Source organism: Roseateles chitinivorans (assembly GCF_050632235.1).
GTDB lineage: Bacteria > Pseudomonadota > Gammaproteobacteria > Burkholderiales > Burkholderiaceae_C > Roseateles > Roseateles chitinivorans_A.
Genome location: NZ_CP192584.1, coordinates 4,334,281 through 4,355,800 on the forward strand (window position 1 = coordinate 4,334,281; position 21,520 = coordinate 4,355,800).

General features: G+C 69.5%; 22 protein-coding genes and 1 pseudogene. 7 read left to right on the forward strand and 16 right to left on the reverse strand.

Annotated elements, in window-relative coordinates:
- Positions 1–312: 312 nt before the first annotated feature.
- The gene (locus tag ACQ859_RS19565; protein WP_431262337.1) at positions 313–825 is read left to right on the forward strand and encodes a CC0125/CC1285 family lipoprotein; all 513 of its coding nucleotides are present in this window, start codon (positions 313–315) and stop codon (positions 823–825) included.
- On the opposite strand, the gene ACQ859_RS19570 is transcribed toward ACQ859_RS19565, so the two are convergent.
- Positions 803–1,582, reverse strand: a complete 780-nt coding sequence (locus tag ACQ859_RS19570; RefSeq protein WP_431262338.1) for an SIR2 family NAD-dependent protein deacylase — start codon at positions 1,580–1,582, stop codon at positions 803–805. The two genes, ACQ859_RS19565 and ACQ859_RS19570, sit on opposite strands and share 23 nt — an antisense overlap.
- 145 nt (positions 1,583–1,727) lie before the next feature.
- On the opposite strand from ACQ859_RS19570, the gene ACQ859_RS19575 reads away from it, so the two are divergent.
- From ACQ859_RS19575 to ACQ859_RS19585, 3 genes are all read left to right on the forward strand, one after another.
- Positions 1,728–1,892, forward strand: coding sequence for a hypothetical protein (locus ACQ859_RS19575; RefSeq protein WP_431262339.1), 165 nt, complete (start codon positions 1,728–1,730; stop codon positions 1,890–1,892).
- Positions 1,893–1,958: 66 nt separating this feature from the next.
- Positions 1,959–2,213, forward strand: a complete 255-nt coding sequence (locus ACQ859_RS19580) for a hypothetical protein (RefSeq protein ID WP_431262340.1) — start codon at positions 1,959–1,961, stop codon at positions 2,211–2,213.
- Positions 2,214–2,453: 240 nt separating this feature from the next.
- The gene (locus tag ACQ859_RS19585) at positions 2,454–2,633 is read left to right on the forward strand and encodes a hypothetical protein (protein ID WP_431262341.1); all 180 of its coding nucleotides are present in this window, start codon (positions 2,454–2,456) and stop codon (positions 2,631–2,633) included.
- A gap of 30 nt (positions 2,634–2,663) precedes the next feature.
- On the opposite strand, the gene ACQ859_RS19590 is transcribed toward ACQ859_RS19585, so the two are convergent.
- The 10 genes from ACQ859_RS19590 to ACQ859_RS19635 all read right to left on the reverse strand — a co-directional run bounded on the left by ACQ859_RS19590 (position 2,664) and on the right by ACQ859_RS19635 (position 12,487).
- Positions 2,664–3,143: a VOC family protein gene (locus tag ACQ859_RS19590; RefSeq protein ID WP_431262342.1), complete on the reverse strand. Its 480-nt coding sequence runs from the start codon at positions 3,141–3,143 to the stop codon at positions 2,664–2,666.
- Between the two features lie 136 nt (positions 3,144–3,279).
- On the reverse strand, positions 3,280–4,044 hold the full coding sequence (locus tag ACQ859_RS19595; protein WP_431262343.1) for an anti-sigma factor: 765 nt from the start codon (positions 4,042–4,044) through the stop codon (positions 3,280–3,282).
- On the reverse strand, positions 4,044–4,745 hold the full coding sequence (locus ACQ859_RS19600; protein WP_431262344.1) for a sigma-70 family RNA polymerase sigma factor: 702 nt from the start codon (positions 4,743–4,745) through the stop codon (positions 4,044–4,046). The genes ACQ859_RS19595 and ACQ859_RS19600 overlap by 1 nt, the downstream gene beginning before the upstream one ends.
- Before the next feature lie 82 nt (positions 4,746–4,827).
- Positions 4,828–6,984 (reverse strand): TonB-dependent receptor, encoded by a 2,157-nt coding sequence (locus ACQ859_RS19605; protein WP_431262345.1) that lies wholly within the window; start codon positions 6,982–6,984, stop codon positions 4,828–4,830.
- Positions 6,981–8,177 carry a HupE/UreJ family protein gene (locus ACQ859_RS19610; RefSeq protein ID WP_431262346.1) on the reverse strand — a complete coding sequence of 399 codons (1,197 nt, stop codon included), beginning with the start codon at positions 8,175–8,177 and terminating at the stop codon, positions 6,981–6,983. Before ACQ859_RS19610 ends, ACQ859_RS19605 begins: the two co-directional genes overlap by 4 nt.
- Positions 8,174–9,349, reverse strand: a complete 1,176-nt coding sequence (locus tag ACQ859_RS19615) for a hypothetical protein (RefSeq protein WP_431262347.1) — start codon at positions 9,347–9,349, stop codon at positions 8,174–8,176. Before ACQ859_RS19615 ends, ACQ859_RS19610 begins: the two co-directional genes overlap by 4 nt.
- Positions 9,346–9,687, reverse strand: a complete 342-nt coding sequence (locus tag ACQ859_RS19620; RefSeq protein ID WP_431262348.1) for a hypothetical protein — start codon at positions 9,685–9,687, stop codon at positions 9,346–9,348. The genes ACQ859_RS19615 and ACQ859_RS19620 overlap by 4 nt, the downstream gene beginning before the upstream one ends.
- A gap of 14 nt (positions 9,688–9,701) precedes the next feature.
- Entirely contained in the window at positions 9,702–11,243 is a 1,542-nt protein-coding gene (locus ACQ859_RS19625; protein ID WP_431262349.1) for a DUF4331 domain-containing protein, read from the reverse strand.
- Positions 11,244–11,507: 264 nt separating this feature from the next.
- On the reverse strand, positions 11,508–11,762 hold the full coding sequence (locus ACQ859_RS19630) for a hypothetical protein (protein WP_431262350.1): 255 nt from the start codon (positions 11,760–11,762) through the stop codon (positions 11,508–11,510).
- A gap of 2 nt (positions 11,763–11,764) precedes the next feature.
- Positions 11,765–12,487, reverse strand: coding sequence for a TetR/AcrR family transcriptional regulator (locus ACQ859_RS19635; RefSeq protein ID WP_431262351.1), 723 nt, complete (start codon positions 12,485–12,487; stop codon positions 11,765–11,767).
- Positions 12,488–12,596: 109 nt separating this feature from the next.
- On the opposite strand from ACQ859_RS19635, the gene ACQ859_RS19640 reads away from it, so the two are divergent.
- The gene (locus ACQ859_RS19640) at positions 12,597–13,727 is read left to right on the forward strand and encodes an FAD-dependent oxidoreductase (RefSeq protein WP_431262352.1); all 1,131 of its coding nucleotides are present in this window, start codon (positions 12,597–12,599) and stop codon (positions 13,725–13,727) included.
- Between the two features lie 3 nt (positions 13,728–13,730).
- Here ACQ859_RS19640 and ACQ859_RS19645 read toward each other — a convergent pair whose 3' ends face one another.
- The 3 genes and pseudogenes from ACQ859_RS19645 to ACQ859_RS19655 all read right to left on the reverse strand — a co-directional run bounded on the left by ACQ859_RS19645 (position 13,731) and on the right by ACQ859_RS19655 (position 17,256).
- Positions 13,731–14,615 (reverse strand): hypothetical protein, encoded by an 885-nt coding sequence (locus ACQ859_RS19645; RefSeq protein ID WP_431262353.1) that lies wholly within the window; start codon positions 14,613–14,615, stop codon positions 13,731–13,733.
- 120 nt (positions 14,616–14,735) lie between these two features.
- Positions 14,736–16,127 (reverse strand): hypothetical protein, encoded by a 1,392-nt coding sequence (locus ACQ859_RS19650; RefSeq protein WP_431262354.1) that lies wholly within the window; start codon positions 16,125–16,127, stop codon positions 14,736–14,738.
- Positions 16,128–16,288: 161 nt separating this feature from the next.
- Positions 16,289–17,256 (reverse strand): annotated as a pseudogene (locus ACQ859_RS19655) (AraC family transcriptional regulator).
- A 106-nt stretch (positions 17,257–17,362) separates the two neighbouring features.
- Here ACQ859_RS19655 and ACQ859_RS19660 point away from each other — a divergent pair.
- Complete coding sequence (locus ACQ859_RS19660; RefSeq protein WP_431262355.1) at positions 17,363–18,445, forward strand: SDR family oxidoreductase; 1,083 nt, start codon at positions 17,363–17,365, stop codon at positions 18,443–18,445.
- A 114-nt stretch (positions 18,446–18,559) separates the two neighbouring features.
- Here the strand turns inward: ACQ859_RS19660 and ACQ859_RS19665 are convergent, their stop codons facing one another.
- A complete protein-coding gene (locus tag ACQ859_RS19665; protein ID WP_431262356.1) occupies positions 18,560–19,540 on the reverse strand; it encodes a tripartite tricarboxylate transporter substrate binding protein in 981 nt (326 codons plus the stop codon).
- A 101-nt stretch (positions 19,541–19,641) separates the two neighbouring features.
- Positions 19,642–20,442, reverse strand: a complete 801-nt coding sequence (locus ACQ859_RS19670) for a GntR family transcriptional regulator (protein WP_431262357.1) — start codon at positions 20,440–20,442, stop codon at positions 19,642–19,644.
- Positions 20,443–20,483: 41 nt separating this feature from the next.
- Between ACQ859_RS19670 and ACQ859_RS19675 the strand changes: the two genes are divergently transcribed.
- Positions 20,484–21,314 (forward strand): amidohydrolase family protein, encoded by an 831-nt coding sequence (locus ACQ859_RS19675; RefSeq protein WP_431262358.1) that lies wholly within the window; start codon positions 20,484–20,486, stop codon positions 21,312–21,314.
- Positions 21,315–21,520 lie beyond the last annotated feature (206 nt).

A 21,520-nucleotide genomic window follows, 5' to 3' on the forward strand; every position in this document is an offset into this window, starting at 1 on the left:
TGCCTCGACCGGTGGTCCAATCCGCACTGCGCGGTTCGTGGCGCCGCTGGCCCTCACCCCCACCCTCTCCCGCAGTGCGGGAGAGGGAGCCACCCCAGTGCTCCTGCAACGAATGGCTCGGTGCATTCTCACTCCCTCTCCCGCTTGCGGGAGAGGGCGGGGTGAGGGCCAGCAGCCTCGGCAGTCAACCGGCGACAATCCGCCGCGTTATTCGAACCAGCAATTGCTGACGACTGCCAAGCATTCCGCAACATGACCGCAATGAGACGGTCACGGCGCTTCCGGACAGTCGCCCCCGAGGAGGAACCCTGAATGAAGAAATGGATCGCCATCGGTGCGCTGGCGCTGCTGAACGCCTGCGCTTTCACGTCCTATACCCGCATGTTCGGCGGCTATGGCTACAGCGACGCGCCGCTCGCGCAGGACCGGTACCGCGTGACCTTCGCCGGCTACCAGGACGACGTGCCGTCCAAGGCGGCGGACCAGGCCCTGCTGCGCAGCGCCGAGGTGACGTTGACGAAGGGCTACCGCTACTTCGCCGTCGTCGAGGAGCGCAACGACGTGCTGACCAGCAGCTACGACGTGCCGGCGACGCAGACGACCGAGACCTCGACCAAGACCGAAGGCAACGAGACCAGGTCGGTCTCGACGACGACCTACAGCGAGGCGAAGACGGTCACGCGCAAGCAGCCGGCGACGACGCTGACGATCCAGTGCTTCCACGACAAGCCGGCCGGGAGCGCCGACGGCAAGGTCTACGACGCGGAATTCCTGTGGGCCGAGCTCGGCCCGCGTTACGGCGTCAAGCGTCCGCCGAAGGCCTGAGTCCGGCCCGGCGGTCGCCCGATGCCGCGTCGGCGAGCCAATCCGCGAGGATCGGCAGGCCGAGCGCCGCGGTCGTCTGCCACCGGTGGTCCACCTGGGCGGCCACCTCCCCGGACTGCGGATTGATCTCGACGATCACCGCGTCCTTCGGGGCCAGCCCGACCATGCCCGCTGCCGGATAGACGACGCCGGACGTGCCGACGATCAGCAGCAGGTCGCACCGGGCGATGCGCCGCGTCGCGGCGTTCACGACCTCGTCGTCGAGCGGCTCGCCGAACCACACGACGCCGGGGCGGATCGACCCCTTGCCGCATGCCGCGCAGGTCGGCGGCGTCAGCCGGCGTTGCGCTTCAGGCGGCGGGTCGTCCAGATCGGCGCGCGCACCGCACCGGTCGCATCGCGCCGCGAAGAGACTGCCGTGCAGGTGCAAGGCGCCTTCGACGCCCGCGCGCTCATGCAGGTCATCGACGTTCTGCGTCACGACCTGCGCGCCGCATTCGCGCTGCAGCCGCGCTACCGCGACGTGGCCGGGATTCGGCTGCGCGGCCATCACATGACCGCGGCGCCATTCGTACCAGCCCCAGACGGTCTCCTTGTCGCGCGCCCAGGCGCCAGGTGTTGCCAGTTGCTGGGGATCGAATTCGCCCCACAGTCCGTTGCTGCCGGAGCGGAAGGTCGGGATGCCGCTGTCGGCCGACATGCCGGCGCCGCTGAACACGACGATGTGCGCGAAACGGCGATTCAGCAGTTGAGTCAATGCTGTGGGTAGGTTACCCCCTCGTTGTTGTCATTCATCTTCAGATGTCCGTCGAATTGCAGTGCGCGATTCCCCCGCGAGAGGGAGTCCGTCTCCCCCGTCGACTCACTGTCAACGCGGGGATGCGCTCGGATAATCGCATGCCATGAGTTACGCACCTGCTCTCGTCGCCAATGCATTCGTCTACCGCGGAAAACAAGCGGGACGCAAGTTCGGGCATCTTGAGGTACAGAAGTTCGTGTTCTTCATTCACGCGTGGACGCTGACGCTCCTTGGCCAATCGGTCGTTTCTGAGCGACCTGAAGCCTGAGAGCATGGGCCGCTGTTCTCCTCACTCTATTACCGCCTCAGGGAGTTTGAAGCCAAGGCGATCGAGATGCTCCCCGAGTTCGAGCCGGAGACGTGCAAGTTCGTACCTCTCATACCAGACCGGGACGACGAGCCCTTCTGGTTTTACGTCGACGAGGTCTTGGAGAAGTATGGTGATTTTTCAGATCTGGAGCTCTCCGCGCTGGGTCGCGAGCGCGAAGGGCCGTGGGAGGAGATGAGGAACGCCAAGGTCGCCGTCATGGACGACGAGGTGATTCGCAAACACTTCGCCAGGAAGATGCCCGATGCCACGATCGACTGACGCTCCACTCAAGGGCCTACCCAAGGTGCCAAATTCGGCGACGCCTGCTCTCGACAACGAGGTCGAGCGGAGCTTCGTGACCCGACCGCAGGCGCTGGACCTGAGCCTGCGGGCCTGGGCCGCTCGTGGGGGATTGGCCGCTTCGGCCGTCCTCTACATCGCCGGACTTTTTCGCTCGGCATCTTTGTCGGCGTCTTCGACCACTGGCCAGCAGTCTCCGCCGACAAGTGGCACATCGTCGTGACCACGGTCGTCGCGCTCTTCTCGGTGCCCACCATGATCCTGCTGACGATCATCCGCAGCTCGTCGTCGATGAAGACCGAGCCGGATCCCATCACCAAGAATCTTCATACCTTGATCGGCGAGAAACTCCTCAATCTGCTCGAGAAGCTCGCCGACAAGGTGATCGCCAGGAACTGAGGCCGGAGTCTCCTCGGCCCCTTGAACGGCTCAGCCCTTCAACGCCGCCTCGATCTTCGCCACGTCGATCTTGTGCATCTCCATCATCGCGCTGAAGGCACGCTTGGCCGCCGAGCGGTCGGGGTTGTTCAGCGCCTCCGACAGCACGCGCGGCGTGATCTGCCACGAGATGCCCCACTTGTCCTTGCACCAGCCGCACGCGCTCTCCTGACCGCCGTTGCCGACGATCGCGTTCCAGAGCCGGTCCGTCTCCGCCTGGTCGTCGGTCGCGACCTGGAACGAGAAGGCCTCGCTGTGCTTCATGGCCGGCCCGCCGTTGAGACCGATGCAGGGAATGCCCATCACCGTGAACTCGACGACCAGCACGTCGCCCTCCACGCCCGAGGGATAGTCGCCCGGCGCGCGCGCGATGCGGCCCACCTTGCTGTCCGGGAAGGTCTTCTCGTAGAAGCGCGCGGCCTCTTCGGCGTCCTTGTCGTACCAGACGCAGATCGTGTTCTTCGCTTGCATGGGGTCTCCTTGGGGTTGAGGGGGTCATCGTATGCACGACGAGCGGCACTCCGTCTTTTCGACAAGGTCCTCAACAGGAGGGACATCCCCGCTGTGCGACACAAGAACAGCCCCGATGGTGGGGGCTGTTCTTCCCTCAGATCCCGCCCGCCGACACGATCGGCCCTGTCGGCTTGCCGGTGCGCGAGCCGCCGCTGGGTTCCAGGCTGACAGCGAAGGCCTGGGTGTCGTCGAGCAGGTTCGCGCGCGTCACCGTGGTCGGGACGTCGCCCGCCGCGATCAAGCCCAGCGAGCGCGGTGCCCCCGCCTTCGGCACGGCCCAGAGCTCGAGCGCGTGCGCCGCGTCGATCACCACGGGGGCCAGCGGCTTCAGCACCAGCGCCCGGCCATCCGCGGACACACCGGCGACGAAGCCGGTCTTCACGAGTTCGACGCCCTCGGGCGTGCTGCGCAGCACCACCACGACGGGCGCCGCCTCGGGGACGGGCCGGGCGACGATCACCGCCAGCACGACGGACGCCGCAAGGGCCACGGCACTGAGCCCACGCCAGAATCTCAGCGCGCCTGGGCGATCGCCGACGGTCGAGCGTGTCTCCATCGTCGAAGTCGCTGTCGAAGTGGCCGTCGAGGCCGCTGTTGAAGTCCGAGTCGATGCCGCCGAATCCGCCACGGCGCCGAAGAGGCGCGTCTGTATCGTCGTCCATACGTGCGGTGGCGGCTCGACCGGGGCCACCTGACCCGCCAGCAGTTGCAGCCGCGCCGACCACGCCGCCGTCGCCGCGGCGAGCGCGGGATGCGCCGGCAGCAGGCGTTCGAAACGGCGGCGCGCGCCGCCCCGCAGCGTCCCCACCGCGTAGTCGGCGGCCAGCCGTTCCGCGCGTTCCGGATGTCCGTAGTCCATCAGACCGCCCTGCCCATCGCGCCGAGGCGTTCGGCCGCCCGGTCCAGGCAGCCTCGCAGGCTCGACAGGCCGCGGCGCACCCAGCTCTTGACCGTGCCCAGCGGCTGGCTCATGTGCTCGGCCACCTCGGAGTGGGAGAGTCCCTGGTAATACGCCAGCGCCAGGCTGCTGCGCTGCTCCCCGCTGAGCTGCGACATGCAGCGCTCCAGCGCGTGCGCCCGGTTCGCGTCGTCCAGCAGGTCCAGCGGGCTGGGCTGCTCGCTGGGCATGTGGTCCAGCAGGTCGCGTTCGCCATCGCCGCCGTCGGACCCATCGATGCCGCCGAAGCGGCTGATCGTCGCCGGTTGAGCCGCCCGGCGCCTGAGGCTGTCGATCGCCCGATGCCGCGCGATCGTCGTGAGCCAGGTCAACACCTTGCCGTGCGCGACGTCGAAGCTGGGCGCCTGCCGCCAGACGGTGATGTAGATCTCCTGCAGCACCTCCTCCGCGTGGCCGCGGTCGCGGTTGATGCGCAGCACCATGCCGAACAGCGTCGCACTCGTGGCGCGGTAGAGCTCGTCGAACGCACGTCGGTCGGCGGACGCGACGCGCTGCATCAGCGCCGCCAGGCGCGCGTCGCGCTCGGGACGTCCGGACAGCGCCGCGTCGGCCTGCCGACCGGGAACGGCGTCGGGGCCTGAATCGTCGGAGGGGGTGGTCATGGGGCCTTGTACGCAGCGGACACGCCAATGGATCAGACCGGATCCGGAAGATTCGACGCGGACCGGCATGGACGGCTCCAGCTCAGAAGCTGCGGCGCAGGGTGACGCGCAGCGTGCGCGGCTCCGCCGGATGCACATGGAGGTCGGCCACGGCCAGCGTCTCTCCGGGAAGCCGGGACTCGTAGAAGTACTCGATGTCGTTCACGCGGCGGTCGAGCAGGTTGAAGACGTCCAGCGTCAGTTCCGTCTTCGCCCCGAAACGGCGGCTCACCCGCAGGTTGGTCGTCAGCGAGGAGCGGGACCGCACGCTGTCGTCCTCGATCAGCGGCGCGCTGCCGAGGTAACGCCACTGCAGGCTCGCCGACCAGGGCCCCAGCTCCCGGACGGTCACCCCGAACGAGGCCACCTTGTCGACGGCGTTGGGAATGCGCGCGCCGGCGGGATCGGCATCGGAGAAGCGCGCCTGCGTCCAGGCCAGGTCGGCGTCGATCAGCAGCCAGGGCAGCGGCACGTAGCGGTTGTTCCATTCGACGCCGTGACGCTTGCTGGGCCGGTTGGCCTCGGTGGCGCCGGCGTCGCCGACGTAGACCAGCTCGGAATCGAAGTCCAGCTTCCACAGCGCCAGCGAGCTCTGCAGCCCCGGCACGATCTCGCTGCGCACGCCCAGCTCGTAGCCCTTGGCCTTGACCAGTCCGGGCACCGGATCCACCGGATCGCCGCTGCGCGGATCGACGCGGGCGGTCACGCCGCGCGCATCGTTGCTGTGGAAACCGCGACCGGCGTTCAGGAAGACCTCGGTGCGTGACCAGGGTCCGAGCACCAGCGACCACTTCGGTGACGCCAGCGTCTGCCGCGACGACCCCGAGTTCATCGCATTGCCGAGGCTGTCGACGCGGAAACGCGCCTGGTCCGCGCGCAGGCCGATCACCGTGCGCGCCCACGGTGTCAGCTCCACGCCGAGATCGCCGTAGACGCTCGCGAGCGTCTCCCTGACCTGGTCGTCGCGCGTCGTTCCGATCGTCGTGCGCGCCTGCGTGTCGAAGAGTCCCACCCGCGCGCGATCCTGGCGCAGTTGCACGCCGACCTCGCCGCGCGCCGGCAACCCGGCCAGCGTCGTCTCCCTCGCGTGACTCGCGCTGAAGCCGTAGACCTGGCGATCGTCCTTCTGCGCGAACTGGTCACCGGTGTCGGGACGCTCCATCGCATAGGTGAAGTTCGAGTACAGCGACAGCCGGTACGCCATGGCGTACGCGGCCACGCGGGTGCTGCGCCCGCCCTCGTCGCGCGACCACTCGCCGGACAGGCTGCTGCGGCGCGTGCTGCCACCGTCGCTCGGGTCGATGGCATCGAAGCGTCCGAACGGCCGGCCGTTGAAGCTGCCGGCATCGATGAGGCGCTGCGGCACCTGGTCGGTGGACGTCCAGTCGGCGCGGTAGTCCATCAGCCCGACGCGCCAGCGGTCGGCGCCCGAGGCGCCTGACAGGCTCAGCACGAGGTTGCGCCGGTTCAGGTCCTCCGGCAGTCGCCACGGTCCGTCGTTGCCCATCGCTTCCACGGCACCCAGCAGTTGGACGCCCTCCGCGACGCGCGTCGATCCGGCCGCCAGCGCACGCCGGTAGCGGCCCTCGCCGAGCGTCAGGCTGACGAAGGGCGCGTCGAGCTCGCGCAGGTAGTCGATGTCGGCGGAGCCCGCCGCAGCGAAGTCGCCGTTGCGGGCGAAGTACGGCCCCTTGCGGTAGTCGATGCGCTCGACCAGCTCCGGGATCAGGAAGTTGAGGTCGGCATACCCCTGCCCGTGCGCATGGCTCGGCATGTTGACCGGCAGGCCCATCACCGTCGTGGCGAAGTCGGTGCCATGGTCGAGGTTGAAGCCGCGCAGGAAGTACTGGTTCGCCTTCCCGTCGCCGCTGTGCTGCGTGACGATCAGGCCGGGGACGAACTCCAGCACCTCGCCGGGCCGCAGCACCGGCCGACTCTTGATGAGCGCCGCACGGATCGTCCCCTGCGACGCGGCGTCGCTGCTGCCGATGCCGTTGTCGTAGTGGCGACCGTCGACCTCGACGCGTTGCAGCGCGAGCGTCTGCGTCTGCGTCTGCGTCGTGGCTGACGCCGACGCGGACGCGGACGAAGACGCGAGAACGGTCGCCGTCTCCGCCGCCGGCTCCGCGGCGCAGGCCATGCCGAGCAGGCCCATGGCCAGGGTCATCGTCGCCGCTGCCATCACAAGGTCGGCTGTCATCCGCCCACTCCCAGGATCTGCACATCGAAGAGACGCTCGACCAGCCAGACGATCGCGACCAGCGCGACGAGCACGGAACCCGCGCCGAGCACCCACCGCGGATAAGCGCGCCAGCGCCTAGCCGCCCAGGCCAGCGGCACCAGCACGGCGACGATCGCCAGCTGTCCCGTTTCCACGCCGAGGTTGAACAGCACCAGCGGCGCCGCCAGTTCGGACCGCGCCAGGCCGAGGTCCTTCAGCGCGCTCGCAAAGCCGAAGCCGTGCACGAGTCCGAAGAGGAAGGTCAGCCGCCAGCGCGTCTCGACCAGCACCGGCCGCAGGTTGTTGAGCGCCGCGAGGAGCACGCTCAACGCGATCAGGCTTTCGACCCAGCGCGACGGCGGATTGACGACGTCGAAGACCGCCAGCGCCAGGGTGATCGAGTGCGCCACGGTGAAGGCCGTGACGACGCCGAGCACGCTCCACAGCGCCGGCCGCCATGCGGCGGCGGGGAGCCACGTCCCCGCCTCGCGGCGGAGCACTGCCGGCAGCAGCAGGACGACCAGGAACAGCACATGGTCGACGCCGATCCAGATGTGATGGACGCCGTCGCGGAAGACGCTCGCCAGACTATGCGTCCGGGCCTCGTCCGATCCCAACGTCACCGACAGGCTCACCGTCCCGGGCGCGATGACGGCCGTCTTCGCCACCCCGCCCGGCCGCCAGACCAGCACGCCGCGGTGGGTCGGATCGGTGGTCGCGAACAGCCCATAGGACAGCGTGCCCGTCGCCGGCGTCGCGGAACAGGACCAGGTCCGCACCAGCACCGCATAACGTCCGTCGCTGTGCTGCTCCAGCTGCAGCGGCGCGTACGCGCCGGGTCGGCAGGCAGTCCCTTGGACGTCGCGGACCTCCAGCTGAATGCCGCGATCGGCGAGCGCCTCGATGTCCTGCGCGCGCGACCGCACCTCGCCCCAGCGCAGCAGGCCGTCGTCGTCGGCGTCGAGCACCAGATCGCGGTCGAGGTCGCGCAGCGCGATGTCGATGCGCAGCGTCGCGACCGCGCCGTCCGTGCGCAGGTTCAGGTAGGCGTCGCTGGCCTTGTGGGCCTCGGCGACCGGCGCACCCAGGACACCCACCAGCGCGACGAGTGCGACGACAAGACGCCGGAACCACGCGCCCGTGCGGGCGATCTGCTCTTTGGCGACTCTCATTCCAACGCCTTCGAACGTTGGTCCTGCATCGATCGTTCGCGGATGAAAGCGCGGACGGGCCCGGCCGCGCCGGGCTGCTTCGCGGCTCGCGCGGCGCGCAGCAGCAGCACCGCATCCGACGGTTCGCGCTGCTGGCTCCAGTTCATCGTGGCTTCCTTCAAGGCGCTCGCCGCGTCGTCCCGCACGTCGAGTGCGAAACGCGCCCGCTCCCGCGCGTGGCTGGTATCACCGCGCAGCGCCGCGGCATCGAAGCGCTGCTGCATCTCCGTCTGCGCACGCCCGGCGCCAGCATCGCCCGTCCGCTTCCAGGCGATGGCCAGCCGCAGCAGCAGCGCATCGGGGAGTTGATCGACGCCCTCCGGCTGCCCGGCGCGCACGATGGCGGCGGCCTCCTTCGGCCGGCCCGCGTCCAGCAGCCAGTCGGCGTAGGCCGCGCGGACGTAGAGGTCGTCGTCGAGTTGCATCGCCCGCGCATACAGCGGTCCCGCCGCCGCAAGTCCCTGGCGCTCGGCGAGTTCGGCCCGCAGCAGCGCGATCCACGCATGCGGCGCGCCGGGTGCGCGATCGAGCGCCGCCAGCCGCTGCGTCGCGGCGGCGTCCCTGCCCTGCAGGCTGTCGAGTTCCGCCAGGCATGCGTGTCCGTGCGGCAGCGACAACGGCGGGGCCACCAGACGCTCGCAGCCTGCCCGCGCCTCGTCCCAGCGTCCACGCACCTGCAGGATGCCGACGCGCGTGAGCTCCGCCTGCGCCTGCAAGGCGACCGGCAGTCCGCGTTCGGCGATCAGGCCGTCGAGCTCCCCGAGCGCCGCGTCGAAGTCGTGTCGCGCCTGCAGCACCGTCGCCTTCAGCAGACGCGCCGCGGGCGGCGCGGCGGGGTCGCTCCACCACGGTTGCAGCCATGCCTGCGCGGTGCCGAGGTCACGCGGATCACCGTAGCGCCGGCCACGCTCGATGGCCTCGCGCGCGGCGCGCAGCGCCAGTCCGAGATCGCGCGGCTGCTGCGCCAGCACCCGCTGCTCGGCGCGCTGACGCGCGCGCTCGCCCGCCGATCCCGCGCGCAGCGGCAACCGCTCCACGACCTCGTCGTCCTGACGAGGCGTGAAGGGCGCCGCCGACGCGACGGCAGCGACGAGGACGAGGCACGCGAGCGCGAAGGCTCGCGCGGCGCTCAACTGACGGACGCCGGTTCGTCGGTCTCGCTGGCGGGCGGCGTCGTCACCTTGTCCGCCGTCAACGGCTCCGCGGTCTCGCTGCTCGACTGCGACGTCGTCAGCGTGAACTGCGTGTAGGCCGTGGAGGACCCGAGCGCGCTGTCCGGCACCGACGCCGGCGTCGGGTCGCCAGGGACGCCGCCGCCATCGTCTCCGCCACCACCCCCGCCGAAGCAGCCGGCCACCATCGCCGCGGCGGCGATCGCCGTCAGCGCCAGGGCCGGACGGCGCAAGGCCGTCGCGCGGATCCGCCCGTTGTCATCGGAGGATCGGGACGAACTCGAAGAGGACTCGTTCATGATGCGCTCCTCGTTCACTGCGTACCGCCCATGGGCGGGTACAGGTAGGGGAAGCCGGGCAGCAGCGGCACGACGGCTTGGTCGACCGCGTCATGCAGCTTGAAGGCCGTGGCGCCGAGGGGCACCGCGGACGGCTTGCAGGCCGCGCCGAAGCCCAGCGCGTCGGTGTCGCCGTTGGCCATGCACAGGCCGCCCATCACCGCCACGAGCGAGATGTCGACGACATCGTCCTTGGGTCGCCGGCCGTTCGGATAACCGGCGTTGTCATTGCCGTGTGCGAGCAGGTTGCCGACGATGCCCAGCCGGTTCTGCTGCGCGAAGGGCACGGCCGCGATGGACGTGTTCAGGCGCAGTTCCTCCGACGCGACCGCGTTGGCGGGCTGGTTCACGCCCTTGATGCCGGTGAGGAAGGTGGTGACCAGGTCGTTGCGCGGCAGGTTGGTCGGCGCGGAGCCCGGCAGGTTGAGCACCGTGGCGAGCAGCGCCGGCAGGGTCGGATTGGTCACATAGGTGGCGAACTGTGCGTCGTCCTTCGGCTTGGAGGCGTTGAAGCGGTCCTTGTCGGGCAGGCCGATGACCACCTCGTTGACGAGCGGCATGCCCAGGCGGGAGACCTGGACCCACGCGCCGCCGGCCTTGTCGCTGGTCTGATGGCCGGGCTTGGGCGCGGGATCGAGGATGCGCGCCTGCCGCATGCTGGCGGAGGTCCAGCCGCCGATCACCGGCTCGGTGCCGGCGACGAGGCAGCTCTTGTGCACCTCGAGCGCCAGCGTGGTGACGTTCTTGCCGTCGAGCGTGTTGGGCGCGGCATTGATCTGGGCCGGGTCGGTGATCAGCCCGACCGGCGCGTTCACCAGGTCGAAGATCGTGCCGAGGTTGACCGCGAACGGGTCCTTGCGCTGACCGACGAAGACCTTGGCCGGCTGGTTGCAGCCGGGAATGTTGACCGAGTAGACGTGCTTGGCCGCGTAAGCGGAGTAATCGGCGATCGTCTTCTTGCCGATGTTGTCGACGGGCTTGTCGAAGGACGTCCCGCCACCGGTGACGTTGGTGAGCGCGGCCCGCGTGCCGGAGCGGCGGTCGCCGCGCACGACATCGACGGTGTAGCTCTCGTTGACGTTGAGCGTGGCGGCCTTCACGTCGGAGACGGGGCCGGACTGGATCAGCGGGATCGGCACGGTCTTGTCGCCGATCGTCAGCGCGGTGGCCTTCAGCGCGTTCTTGAAGCGGAACTGGAAGGTGATGTCTTCCTTGGCGTCGCCGTTGTTGTCGACGTGGATCTCGTAGAGCGCGTTCGGGTCCAGCGAGAAGTAGTTGGGGCCGCCGTAGGGATCCTGCAGCGGCAGGTAGTTGGCGATGAGCGTCACGTAGTCGGTGCGGCCGGCCTCGTAGCTCATGAACATGTAGAAGTCGGTGGCATCCGCCTTGGGGACGGTGGTGATGAACGGCGCCTCGCGATGACTGGACGCGAAGGCCAGGCCGGCGCAAAGCGCGCTGGCGGCGAACAGCCCGGCGCGCAGGGTCGTCGCCGAAGGGGCGAACGGGAAGGGGGTCATGGAGTGCTCCTCGTTGTGGAGGGAACGTTGTGGTGGAGACGGGCGCGGAGGATTGCCGCCCGAGTCCCTTTACGCGGCCGGAGGCGCCTTGGATGCGTCTGTCTCGACCGTGTAGCGGGTTTGATTTCCACCGCTGGAACCGCTAGGGCAAGGGCGCGCCCCACATGCCCGGTCGGGTGTCAGCGTTGCAAGGGACAGCGGGGGCAGGAATCCGATGAATCCAAAGTCCGTGCCCTTGCGTACGCGTCGCGCGCGTTCAACCCTTCAACCGCCGCAGGCACAGCGTGCGGTCACCGGCTTGTCAGACTGGCGGACGATGCCGCCACTGACGACGAACCGCGCGTTCTTACCGGCCCGCTCGCCGCAAAGCAGCCGGCAGTCCCTCGTCCGGATCTCGACATAACCAAAGATCAACGCGAGCACCACCACGAGCAGCACAGCCGTGATCCAGAAGCCGCGCGAGCGCAGCAGTGAATGGATCGGCCTGTGCTCGACTGGCGACTCTGGGAACTCCTGCATGCTCAGCTCCGCCTGACCGCGCGCTTTCGCGCCGTCGTTCCCACCTGGCTTTTGATTCCGCCCAGGATCAGATCGATCCCCGCGAGGAAGTCGCCGCGGTCGTCGTGCTCGCGCAGTGCGTCCGCCACCGATCGCGTGAACGGGTAGTCGCGCTCGTCGAGCGCCGACCACGCGTCCGCCACCTCGCCGAGGAAATCATCCCGGTCGAGTTCGCGCGTCTGCGCCGAGAGCCGGTTCGCGGCGTTCTGTCCGCCGACGCCGAGGATGTAGTGCAGCAGCGCCGAGGTCGCGGACCACTCGCCCGCCGCCGGCGCGCCGAGCGCGCGCACCTGCTGCCCGAGGCATTCGAGGACACGCACCGCCGGCAACGCGCCGGCCGAGTGGAAGAGCACCGAGCCGATCCAGGGATGCTCGTCCATCGCATCGAACAGGCCGAGCGCGAGCGCACGGATCGTGTCCTCGGGCGTCTTCGCGTCGGCACGCAGGTCCACGTGCGCGGCCATCACGCCGGCGATCACCGCATCGCAGGCCGCGACGAGCAGGTCACCCTTGTTCGCGACATGCCAGTAGATCGCGCCGGGTCCGGTCGAGAGCCGCTCCGACAAGGCCCGGAAGGTCAACCCGCCCTCCCCGGCGCTGTCGAGCAGCTCGATCGACGCTTCGATGATGCGATCCCGCGAGAGGGAATCCTCCCGCCGCTGAGGCGGACGTGTCTTCTTGACCATGCCCCGATCTTGACACAACTGGAACGCCGCTCCATCATCATGGAACGTCATTCCATGCATCGGCCGTTTTCTGTTCGGGCGATGTCACCCCACCCTGAAGGATTTCAAGATGACACGCACGATCGCGATCGTCGGCGCCGGCCTCGGCGGCCTGATGCTCGCCCGGGTACTCCATGTCCACGGCATCCCCTCGACCGTCTACGAGGCCGAAGCCTCGCCCACGGCGCGCACGCAGGGCGGCATGCTGGACATCCACGACGACAGCGGCCAGCTCGCATTGAAAGCCGCGCGGCTGCATGACGAGTTCGTCCGTCTCATCCATCCTGGCGGCCAAGCCTCGCGTGTGCTCGACCGGCACGGCGCGGTGCTGCTCGACCACCCCGACGACGGCCACGGCGGACGGCCCGAGGTGCGCCGCGGGGAGCTCCGCCGCCTGTTGCTGGACGCGCTGCCCGAAGGCACGGTGCAATGGGGCCGCAAGCTGGCGGCGGTCGCCGCGCTCGGCGCAGGCCGGCACGCGTTGACCTTCACCGACGGATCGACGGTGACGACGGACCTGCTGGTCGGTGCCGACGGGGCCTGGTCGAAGGTCCGCCCCCTGCTCTCCGAGGCGAAGCCCGCCTACATCGGGACGACCTTCATCGAGACCTACCTGTCCGACGCCGATGTCCGGCATCCGGCGAGCGCCCGGGCGGTGGGCGGCGGTGCGTTCTTCGCGATGGCGCCGGGCCGGGGCATCTTTGCCCACCGCGAGCCGGACGGCATGCTGCACACGTATGTGGCGGTGCGACAACCGATGGCCTGGGTCGCCGGGATCGAGGCCGCCGATCCTGCCGTCGCGCTGCGTCGGGTGGCGTCCGAGTTCGACGGCTGGGATCCCGCGCTGACCGCCCTCATCACCGATGGCGAGACGGATCCCGTGCTGCGTCCGCTCCATGCGCTGCCGTCGGATCACCGGTGGGAGCGGGTCCCCGGCGTGACGCTGCTCGGCGACGCGGCGCATCTGATGCCGCCCGCGGGCGACGGGGCGAATCTCGCGATGGTCGACGGCGCGGAGCTCGGCCAGGCGATCGCGGCACATCCCGATGATCTCGAAGCCGCGCTCACGGCCTATGAGCAGACGCTCTTCCCTCGCAGCATCGAGGCCGCCGCGGGTGCGGCCGAAGTGCTCGACGCGTGCCTCGGCCACGAGGCGCCGCACAGCCTGGTGAGGTTCCTCAACCAGGCACGCGACGCCTGACCCTCAGCTCCCGCAGCCGCTGCCGCAACTGCTCCCGCAGCTGCTGCCACTGCTACCGCCGTCGCCGCAGCCGTCACCCGCACCGCCTCCGCAGCCGTGATCCCCGCCACCCAGGCTGCCCCCGCACGCGCTGCCGCATGAACTTCCGTCGCCCTTGTCGCCGGTCTTGTCGCCCGTCTTCGCGCGTTCGCGCGCCAGATGTCCGGCTTCGCGCCAGCTGACGAGACCGAACGTCAACAGCGCCGCCGGCATCAGCGCGTAGTGCGGATGCGCACTCCCGCCGGCCCGGCCATCCGCCAGCAGGTCCTTGTGCCGCACCGTGCCGGCGATGCGTTCGTAGGCCCAACCCCAGGGGGTCCCCAGAATCCCGTCGACCCGGAACACCAGCGGCAGCGGCCCCTTGACCGGGGAGATCCGCTCCGCCCGCGCGGCGCGGACCAGACAGCGCGCCAAGGCCGCGCCGGTGTCGTCGCCGGCCTCGTGCTCGCGATGCGCCACCGTCCGGCCGTAGCGTGACTGCTGCCAGGCGGCGAGTCCGTCGGGATCGTGCTCGATCCACAGGTGCCAGACCAGATCGGCGGCTCGCGAGGGCAAGGCGCATCCAAGCGGCGCGGCGGCCGCGCTGGCATCGAAGAACTGGACGAGGGCATGGGCCGCGAGCCGCCAGCCGTGCTCGCCGGGCTTCCAGCCGGGATGCTCCATGTCGACCCAGGCGAGCCAGGCGGACTTCAGCGGCAGGGGAAGCCCCGGTGGCACCGGCTGGCCTCGTTGGCGGGCGATCGCGCGTTGGCGCCGCTCATGCCGGCGAAGCTGCCAGGTCAATCCGGCCTGGCGCAAGCGCTGAAGGAGCGCTTCGAGGAGGCTGTCCTTGCCTCGATGGCGACGCATGTCGTGGGACTGGTCGCTCTTGTTCTGGTCGTTCCTGCTCTGGATGTTCGTCTCTTCTTTTTGTTGTTGTGCTCAGGAGTCTGAGTCGGACAGATGACAACGGTGTGACAAGGCCACCGCTCATCCCGCCGAGGCGGCGATGAACCTCTCCAGCGTCTCCACGTGCTTGGGATCGCCCGCCTTGGCGGCGTCGTCTCGGATCTGCCGGATGACCGGTTGCGCCTCCTCTTCCACCTGCAGCACGAGGAACACGAAGGCCCAGAGCCACAGCTGACCGAGCCCGTCCAGCAGTTCCTGGTTGCCATGCACCAGCGTCTTGCGGACCCGGGCCACGAGGGCGCGATCGGCGCTCAGGTCCGCGAACTTCTGACGCTTGCCCATGATGCCGGGCATGTGGGAGAACGAGCGCGCATAGCGCAGGAAGTCCAGCGACGAGCGGTAGCCCGCCAGCGACGGCTCCGGCTCCCCGGGCAGACGCGCGAACTGGTCGTGGCCGAAGAGGAAGACCGCGGCATGCAGCGGCAGGCTGCAGACGGGATAGCCGCGCCACACGATGCTGCGCAGTCCTTCGTAGGCACGGAGCAGCAGCGCGAAGTCCTCCTCCGACTTCAGCGACGGCAGGTGGTCCAGCCGGAGCAGGTGGAAGAAGAACGCGGTGTGCTCGGCCTCGACGAGGAACTTGCCCGCCTTGCCGATCAAGGGCGTGATCAGGTGATGGTGGCTCGGCCAGAACTCGCCCTGCTCGCCGTAGCGCAGCGAGCTGGCCTCGTCGGCGATGAAGTCCAGGAGCAGCTGGCGCTCCGGCGTGTCGGGACGGGTCGGTGCGGGCGGGGCCGCCTCTTCGGTTGAACGCGCCTCGTCGCCGGCTTCCGTCTCGTCGTCGTCCTCATCGTCCGACGCGGCATCGGTGTCCGTGCCCTCATCCCCTTGCAGGAACGGCCGCTTCCACGCGTCGAACGCGGCCTGCCATCGCGCCTGGGCGGCCTCGACCACGGGATCCGGATCCTCGACGGCCTCCAGGTCGAAGGTCGCCTTCAACCAGTCGCGGTAGGCGACGATGGCCTCGATGTACTCGCCGTCGTCTTCGTCGTCCTCGTCCTCCTCGTCGTCTTCATCGTCGATGTAGAAGTACGCGCTGTCGTGCATGACCATGGGCTCGACGTCCAACGCCGCCAGCTGCAGCAGCTCACGCACGTTGCCGGCGATCACCCATTCGCCGCCTTCGTCGCCGAACACGATCACCGGCCATTGCGCCGGCGCGGATCCATCCTCGGGATTCCACAGCGCATAGAACGAGCCCGACCCAGTGGCGACGCCGAAGGCGGTCAACCGGGCGAGGAAGGCAGGATCCTTCGACCAGCCTGCCGTCAGCCCGTTCGTTTCCCGCAGGGTCAGGAAGAGGCTCTCGGTGTATTCGGCATCGAGGTCGTTCTGGAAGTCCAGCAGGCGGGAGAGTTCCTGCGGGACGGGACGGCCCCGGAAGAGTTCAGCGAAGGCGGCTTGTTCGATCATCAAAGGGCTCCATGCGTCGATGCGGGCGCGTCTCACGACCGCACGCCCGTCCATCCGACCGGAAGCCTAATCGGCACGCGCTCCGGCGCTGAGTGACCTTCGGCCAAACGGCATCGAACATCGCGCGACAGGACATCGCGCCCCCGGCAGCACACCGGCGGTCAGCCCGCAGGCACCTCGGGCACCGCCTTGCGCCACGCCGTCGGCGAGCGTCCCATGATGCGCTTGAAGGCGTTGCTGAACGCGCTCTCCGACGCGTAGCCGAGCGTCTGCGCCAGGACCGCCACCGGCGTGTCCTCCTCCTCAACGCGCGCTCCGCGAGGCGCATGCGCCAGTCGGCGAGGTAGCTCAGCGGCGCGACGCCGGCGACCTCCTTGAAGCGCACGGCGAAGGTCGTCCGCGACATCGCGCAGGCGCTGGCCAGCTCTTCCAGATGCCAGCTGCGCGCCGGCTCGCCGTGCATCAGACGCAGCGCCGGCGCGATGCGCGGATCCGCCAGCGCGCGCAGCCATCCCGCCGGCAGCGGACCCGAGGCCTCCAGATGCGCGCGCAGGATCTGGATGAACAGCAGCTGCGACAGCTGCTCCGTCACGAGCTGCGCGCCGGGCAGCGGATGGGCGCGTTCCTCGACCAGCTGGGTCAGCACCCAGCGGAACACCGTCGCCCGCGGCGAGGCCGCCTGGATGTGGATCCACGCCGGCAGCACGCCTTCGAGCAGACGTGCGCTCGCGGGGTCGAGCAAGACATGACCCCCGATGTGGGCGAAGTCCTGGCCATCGCCCAAGGTGGCCGTCGACCGGCCCGATCCGGAGAACAGCGCCATCGCGTCCACCGGCTCGACGTCCAACGCGCTCGACAGCACCAGCGTCCGCTTCGACGCCAACAGCCCCACGTCGCCGGTCTCGAAGAGGAGCGCCGTCGGCTCGCCCTCGATCCGCACCCAGCAACGGCCCTTCACCACGGCGAAGAACTTGATCTTGTCCGGCGCGGGGAAGCGGATCGCCCACTCGCCGCCGGCTTGGAATCCGCCGGTGACCAGCGATGCGGCGCGCGTGAACTTGAGGATGTCGGAGAACGGATCAGCCTGCATTTCCGAACTATCGCGCAAGTGATGCGAACGCTCAAGCATTCACAGTTCGAAACCCGACGCCTATCGTGCCGGTCATGCGCCATGGCGGACACCGGACCGGATGCCCGCCGGCAACGTCTCCGTGAACGACAGGAACCCCCACGACATGAGCAACTCGAACGACCTCCAGCGGCCGACCGGATCCAACGACCCGCGCGGCGATCTCGTCCTGGTGACCGGCGGCACCGGCTTCATCGCGCAGCACTGCATCCTCGCGCTGCTCGCGAGCGGCTATCGCGTGCGCACCACACTCCGTTCGGCGAAGCGTGAGGCGGAGGTGCTCACGCATCTGCGTGTCGGCGGCGCCGAGCCCGGCGATCGCCTGTCCTTCGTCGTCGCCGACCTGTCGGCCGACGCCGGTTGGGCCGAGGCCACCGCCGGATGCCGCTATGTGCTGCACGGCGCCTCGCCGACGCCCTCCGGCGCCCAGACGACCGAAGACGACTGGATCCGCCCCGCAGTAGACGGCAACCTGCGCGTGCTGCGCGCGGCGCGGGATGCCGGCGTCAAGCGCGTCGTGCTGACCTCCGCCTTCGGCGCGATCTGCGCCGGCCACGGCCCGATGTCCCGCCCCTTCGACGAGACCGACTGGAGCGATCTCTCCGGCAAGTCCGGCGAGGTCTGGCCGTATCAGAAGTCCAAGACGCTGGCCGAACGCGCGGCCTGGGACTTCATCGCGAAGGAAGGCCGCGGGCTCGAGCTCTCCGCGATCAACCCGGTCGCGGTGCTCGGTCCGGCGCTGGGTCCCGACACCTCCCATTCCATCGGCATCATCCAGCGGATGATGAACGGCCAGCCCGGCTGCCCGAAGATCAACACCGGCATCGTCGACGTCCGCGACGTTGCAGACCTGCATCTGCGCGCGATGGTCGATCCGGCAGCCAACGGCGAGCGCTTCCTCGCCACCGCCGGCGACAGCCTGTGGATGGTCGACATCGCGAAGGTGCTCAAGCGTCAGCTCGGCGCCGCCGCGCATCGGGTGAAGACGCGGGTGCTGCCGAACTGGCTCGTGAAGCTCATCGGCCGCGGCACGCCGGCGGGACGCAGCGTCGCCTCGCTGCTCGACCGCAACCTCAACGCGTCCGGCAACAAGGCGCGACGCGTGCTCGGCTGGCGGCCGCGTTCGAACGAGGAGGCGATCGTGGCGACCGCGGAGAGCCTCGTCCGGTTGAAGATGCTCCGCGACTGACCCCGCGCGCCACGCGGCTCCGGTTTGGGATGCACCGCTAGGCGCAAACCGGAGCCATAGCAGCGCTATGGCGAGGATTTGCAACAACGCGGTGCGCCCAAAGCGGAGCCGCGTTCACTCGACCGTGATGCTGCGATCCTTGATGAGCGTCGCCATGCGCTTCAGCTCGGCGTCGACGAACTTCTCCGACTCGGCCACGCCGCCGTGGAAGGCATCGCCGCCGAGCTCCGCGATCCGCGCCTTGACTTCGGGCGAGGCCAGCGCCTGCTGAACGGCCTTGGACAGCCGGTCGACCACCGGCGCGGGCGTGCCGACCGGGGCGAACAGCCCGTTCCATTCGTACATCTCGAAGCCCGGCAGGCCGGCCTCCGCGCCGGTCGGCACGTCGGGCAGCGCCGCGGAGCGCTTCTTCCCGCTGACCGCCAGCGGACGCAGCTTGCCCTGTTTCACGTACTGCAGCGTCGAAGCCACGTTGCCGAAGAACACCGGGACCTGGCCGCCGATGACGTCGGTCAGCGCGGGACCGCCGCCCTTGTAGGGCACGTGCATCATCTCGACCTTCGCGGACTGCTCGAACAGCACGCCGGCGATGTGTTGCGCCGATCCGTTGCCCGAGGAGGCGAAGGCCACCGCGTCCGTCTTCACCTTGGCCGCGGCCACCAGGTCGGCGGCGTTCTTCGCCGGGAACTGCGCGTTCACCAGCACGACGTTGGGGAACAGCGCCGTCACCGCGACCGTCTTGAAAGCCTTGCCGTGCTTGTAGGGCGAGTTGGGGAACAGCGTCGGCGTGACGGCATACGAGGACGCGTCGAATAGCAGCGTGTAGCCGTCGGCCGGCGCGCGCGACACGGCGCCCGCCGCGATCTGGCCGCTGCCGCCCGGGCGGTTCTCGATGATGACGGTCTGGCCGAGCGCCTCGCCCACCTTGGGCGCGATCAGCCGCGCGATCAGGTCGGCGCCGCCGCCGGGCGGATAGCTCACCATGAAGGTCACGGGCTTGGTGGGCCAGGCCTGCGCCGAGGCGCCGCCGGAGAAGGTCGTCAGGGCGGCCAGGGCCAGCGCCGTCAGCACGGCATGGCGTCGTTGGGTGATCATCGGGAGTCTCCAGGAAAAAACGGGGAACAGCGCACACCGCGCATCAGGGACCAGCGCGATCCGCGCATCAGGGAACGGCGCACTCCGCGCGCTGGCGGTCATCAGCGCATCTCGGCGCTGTAGTGGAAAGCGGTAGCGTCGCCCCAGGTGGTGCGCAGCTCGATGCACTGGCCGCCGAGGTCGAAGGCCTGGCGGTCGACACGGATCCCGGGCGCGCCCTCGGGCAGGTCCAGCAGGGCCGCGGTCGCGGCATCCAGTTGACCGAAGGTCAATTCGTCGTTGGCACGCGCGACCGTCACGCCGCACAGGCGCGCGAGCATCGGATAGAGCAGGTCTTCCCACTCGCCCGGCGGCAGGTCGCGCAACGCGGCGAAACGGGCCAGCGGCAGCAGGATGTCCTCGGCGAGGACGGGCTTCCCGTCGAGCAGCCGCACACGCTTCACGCGCAGCGCGCCGTCACCGGTCTCCTGGCCGAGCGCCTTCGCCTCGGCCGCGCGCAGGCGCACGGTCTGGCAGCGCCGGATCTGCGCCGTCGGCGGTCCGTCCGCAGGACCGCGGAAGCGGAAGAAACGCAGCAGCGACGGGCCGTTCAAGCCCTGCGTGACGAAAGTGCCCTTGCCGTGCACGCGCTGGACGATGCCCTCGGCCGCCAGCATGGCGACGGCCTGCCGGACCGTGCCCAGCGCCACGCCGAAGCGCTGCGCGAGGTCGGTCTCCGAAGGGATGGCCGCGCCGGCGGACCACTCGCCGTCGATGATGCGCTGTCGCAGGTCCTGGGCCAGCTGCGCATAGCGGCTGACGCCGGCGGCGGGAGACAGCGCCTTGTCCGGGGTGCCCGATGTGCCGGGCGTCCCCGAGGGGTCCTGGGTACGCGAGGTACGCGGGCGGATGGATGTGCTCAAACCTGTTTTCCTATAGTCCTCTATAGGACTAGAATTCGCGCATGATGCCGACGCCCCTCCCCGCCGTCAAGCCCGAAGGCCAGCCCGAGACCGTGTCCCCGCCCCTCACGGGCGTGGTCGACACGCACTTCCACGCGTTCGATCTGACGACCGCCGGCGCACCGGGATCGCGCTACGTGCCGGCCTACGCGGCGCCCATCGAGGCCTGGGATGCGGCGGTCTCGCCGCACGGCGTCTCGCACGGCGTGCTGGTGCAGCCGAGCTTCCTCGGCACGGACAACGCCCATCTGCTGCGGCTGCTGGCGCAACGTCCCGCGCAACTGCGGGGCGTGGCCGTCGTCTCGCCCGGTTTCGCGGTGAACGACCTGCGACGCATGGACGCGCTCGGCGTCTGCGGCGTCCGGCTCAACCTGGTCGGCACCGATCACCACATCGGCGAGGCGCTGCATCCGCTCTTCGATCAGCTCGAGGCGCTGTCCTGGCACCTGCAGATCCACACGGACCACGGGCGCCTCGCGGACGTGCTGCGCCAGCTGCCCGAATCGCTGACGGTCGTCGTCGACCACTTCGGCAAGCCGGCGTCGCCGACCGAGGTGAGTGGCCTGGTCGCCGGTCAGCACGACCGGCTCTTCGTGAAGCTCAGCGCGCCCTATCGGCTGGCGGAAGGATGCGAGGCCCAGGACCTGGCGGCCCGCTGGCTGGACCGCGTGGGTCCGATGCGGCTGGTGTGGGGCAGCGACTGGCCGTGCACGGCCCATGAGGCGTCGCAGGCCTCGTCGGTCTCGCCGCGATGGCTCGCTGACTGGCTGGCCTCGGACACGATGACCGAGGTCGTGCTCACCGACAACGCGCTCAGTCTCTACGGCTTCTGAGCGGCCCCGCCGCCGCCCGCGCTACACTCCGCCCCGCAGTGCCTTGCGCGCTGCCGTAGGCGTTACCGTCATCCAACGCGTCCTTTGTCGAGAGGAGCCCAGCGGGGCAGTTCTCGATGAATCGTGACGCCGTTTCGATGACCGCTTGTAGTGCCTGCCCGGGTCCCCTCACGCCCGGGCGTCCTTCTGCCGGTCTGGTTTGCGGC

Bases quoted from the DNA above. Each gene is read 5' to 3' on its own strand.
- ACQ859_RS19565 (WP_431262337.1), top strand. From the start codon at position 313: ATGAAGAAATGGATCGCCATCGGTGCGCTGGCGCTGCTGAACGCCTGC.
- ACQ859_RS19575 (WP_431262339.1), top strand. From the start codon at position 1,728: ATGAGTTACGCACCTGCTCTCGTCGCCAATGCATTCGTCTACCGCGGA.
- ACQ859_RS19580 (WP_431262340.1), top strand. From the start codon at position 1,959: ATGCTCCCCGAGTTCGAGCCGGAGACGTGCAAGTTCGTACCTCTCATA.
- ACQ859_RS19590 (WP_431262342.1), bottom strand. From the start codon at position 3,143: ATGCAAGCGAAGAACACGATCTGCGTCTGGTACGACAAGGACGCCGAA.
- ACQ859_RS19595 (WP_431262343.1), bottom strand. From the start codon at position 4,044: ATGGACTACGGACATCCGGAACGCGCGGAACGGCTGGCCGCCGACTAC.
- ACQ859_RS19600 (WP_431262344.1), bottom strand. From the start codon at position 4,745: ATGACCACCCCCTCCGACGATTCAGGCCCCGACGCCGTTCCCGGTCGG.
- ACQ859_RS19605 (WP_431262345.1), bottom strand. From the start codon at position 6,984: ATGACAGCCGACCTTGTGATGGCAGCGGCGACGATGACCCTGGCCATG.
- ACQ859_RS19610 (WP_431262346.1), bottom strand. From the start codon at position 8,177: ATGAGAGTCGCCAAAGAGCAGATCGCCCGCACGGGCGCGTGGTTCCGG.
- ACQ859_RS19620 (WP_431262348.1), bottom strand. From the start codon at position 9,687: ATGAACGAGTCCTCTTCGAGTTCGTCCCGATCCTCCGATGACAACGGG.
- ACQ859_RS19625 (WP_431262349.1), bottom strand. From the start codon at position 11,243: ATGACCCCCTTCCCGTTCGCCCCTTCGGCGACGACCCTGCGCGCCGGG.
- ACQ859_RS19630 (WP_431262350.1), bottom strand. From the start codon at position 11,762: ATGCAGGAGTTCCCAGAGTCGCCAGTCGAGCACAGGCCGATCCATTCA.
- ACQ859_RS19635 (WP_431262351.1), bottom strand. From the start codon at position 12,487: ATGGTCAAGAAGACACGTCCGCCTCAGCGGCGGGAGGATTCCCTCTCG.
- ACQ859_RS19640 (WP_431262352.1), top strand. From the start codon at position 12,597: ATGACACGCACGATCGCGATCGTCGGCGCCGGCCTCGGCGGCCTGATG.
- ACQ859_RS19645 (WP_431262353.1), bottom strand. From the start codon at position 14,615: ATGCGTCGCCATCGAGGCAAGGACAGCCTCCTCGAAGCGCTCCTTCAG.
- ACQ859_RS19650 (WP_431262354.1), bottom strand. From the start codon at position 16,127: ATGATCGAACAAGCCGCCTTCGCTGAACTCTTCCGGGGCCGTCCCGTC.
- ACQ859_RS19660 (WP_431262355.1), top strand. From the start codon at position 17,363: ATGAGCAACTCGAACGACCTCCAGCGGCCGACCGGATCCAACGACCCG.
- ACQ859_RS19665 (WP_431262356.1), bottom strand. From the start codon at position 19,540: ATGATCACCCAACGACGCCATGCCGTGCTGACGGCGCTGGCCCTGGCC.
- ACQ859_RS19675 (WP_431262358.1), top strand. From the start codon at position 20,484: ATGATGCCGACGCCCCTCCCCGCCGTCAAGCCCGAAGGCCAGCCCGAG.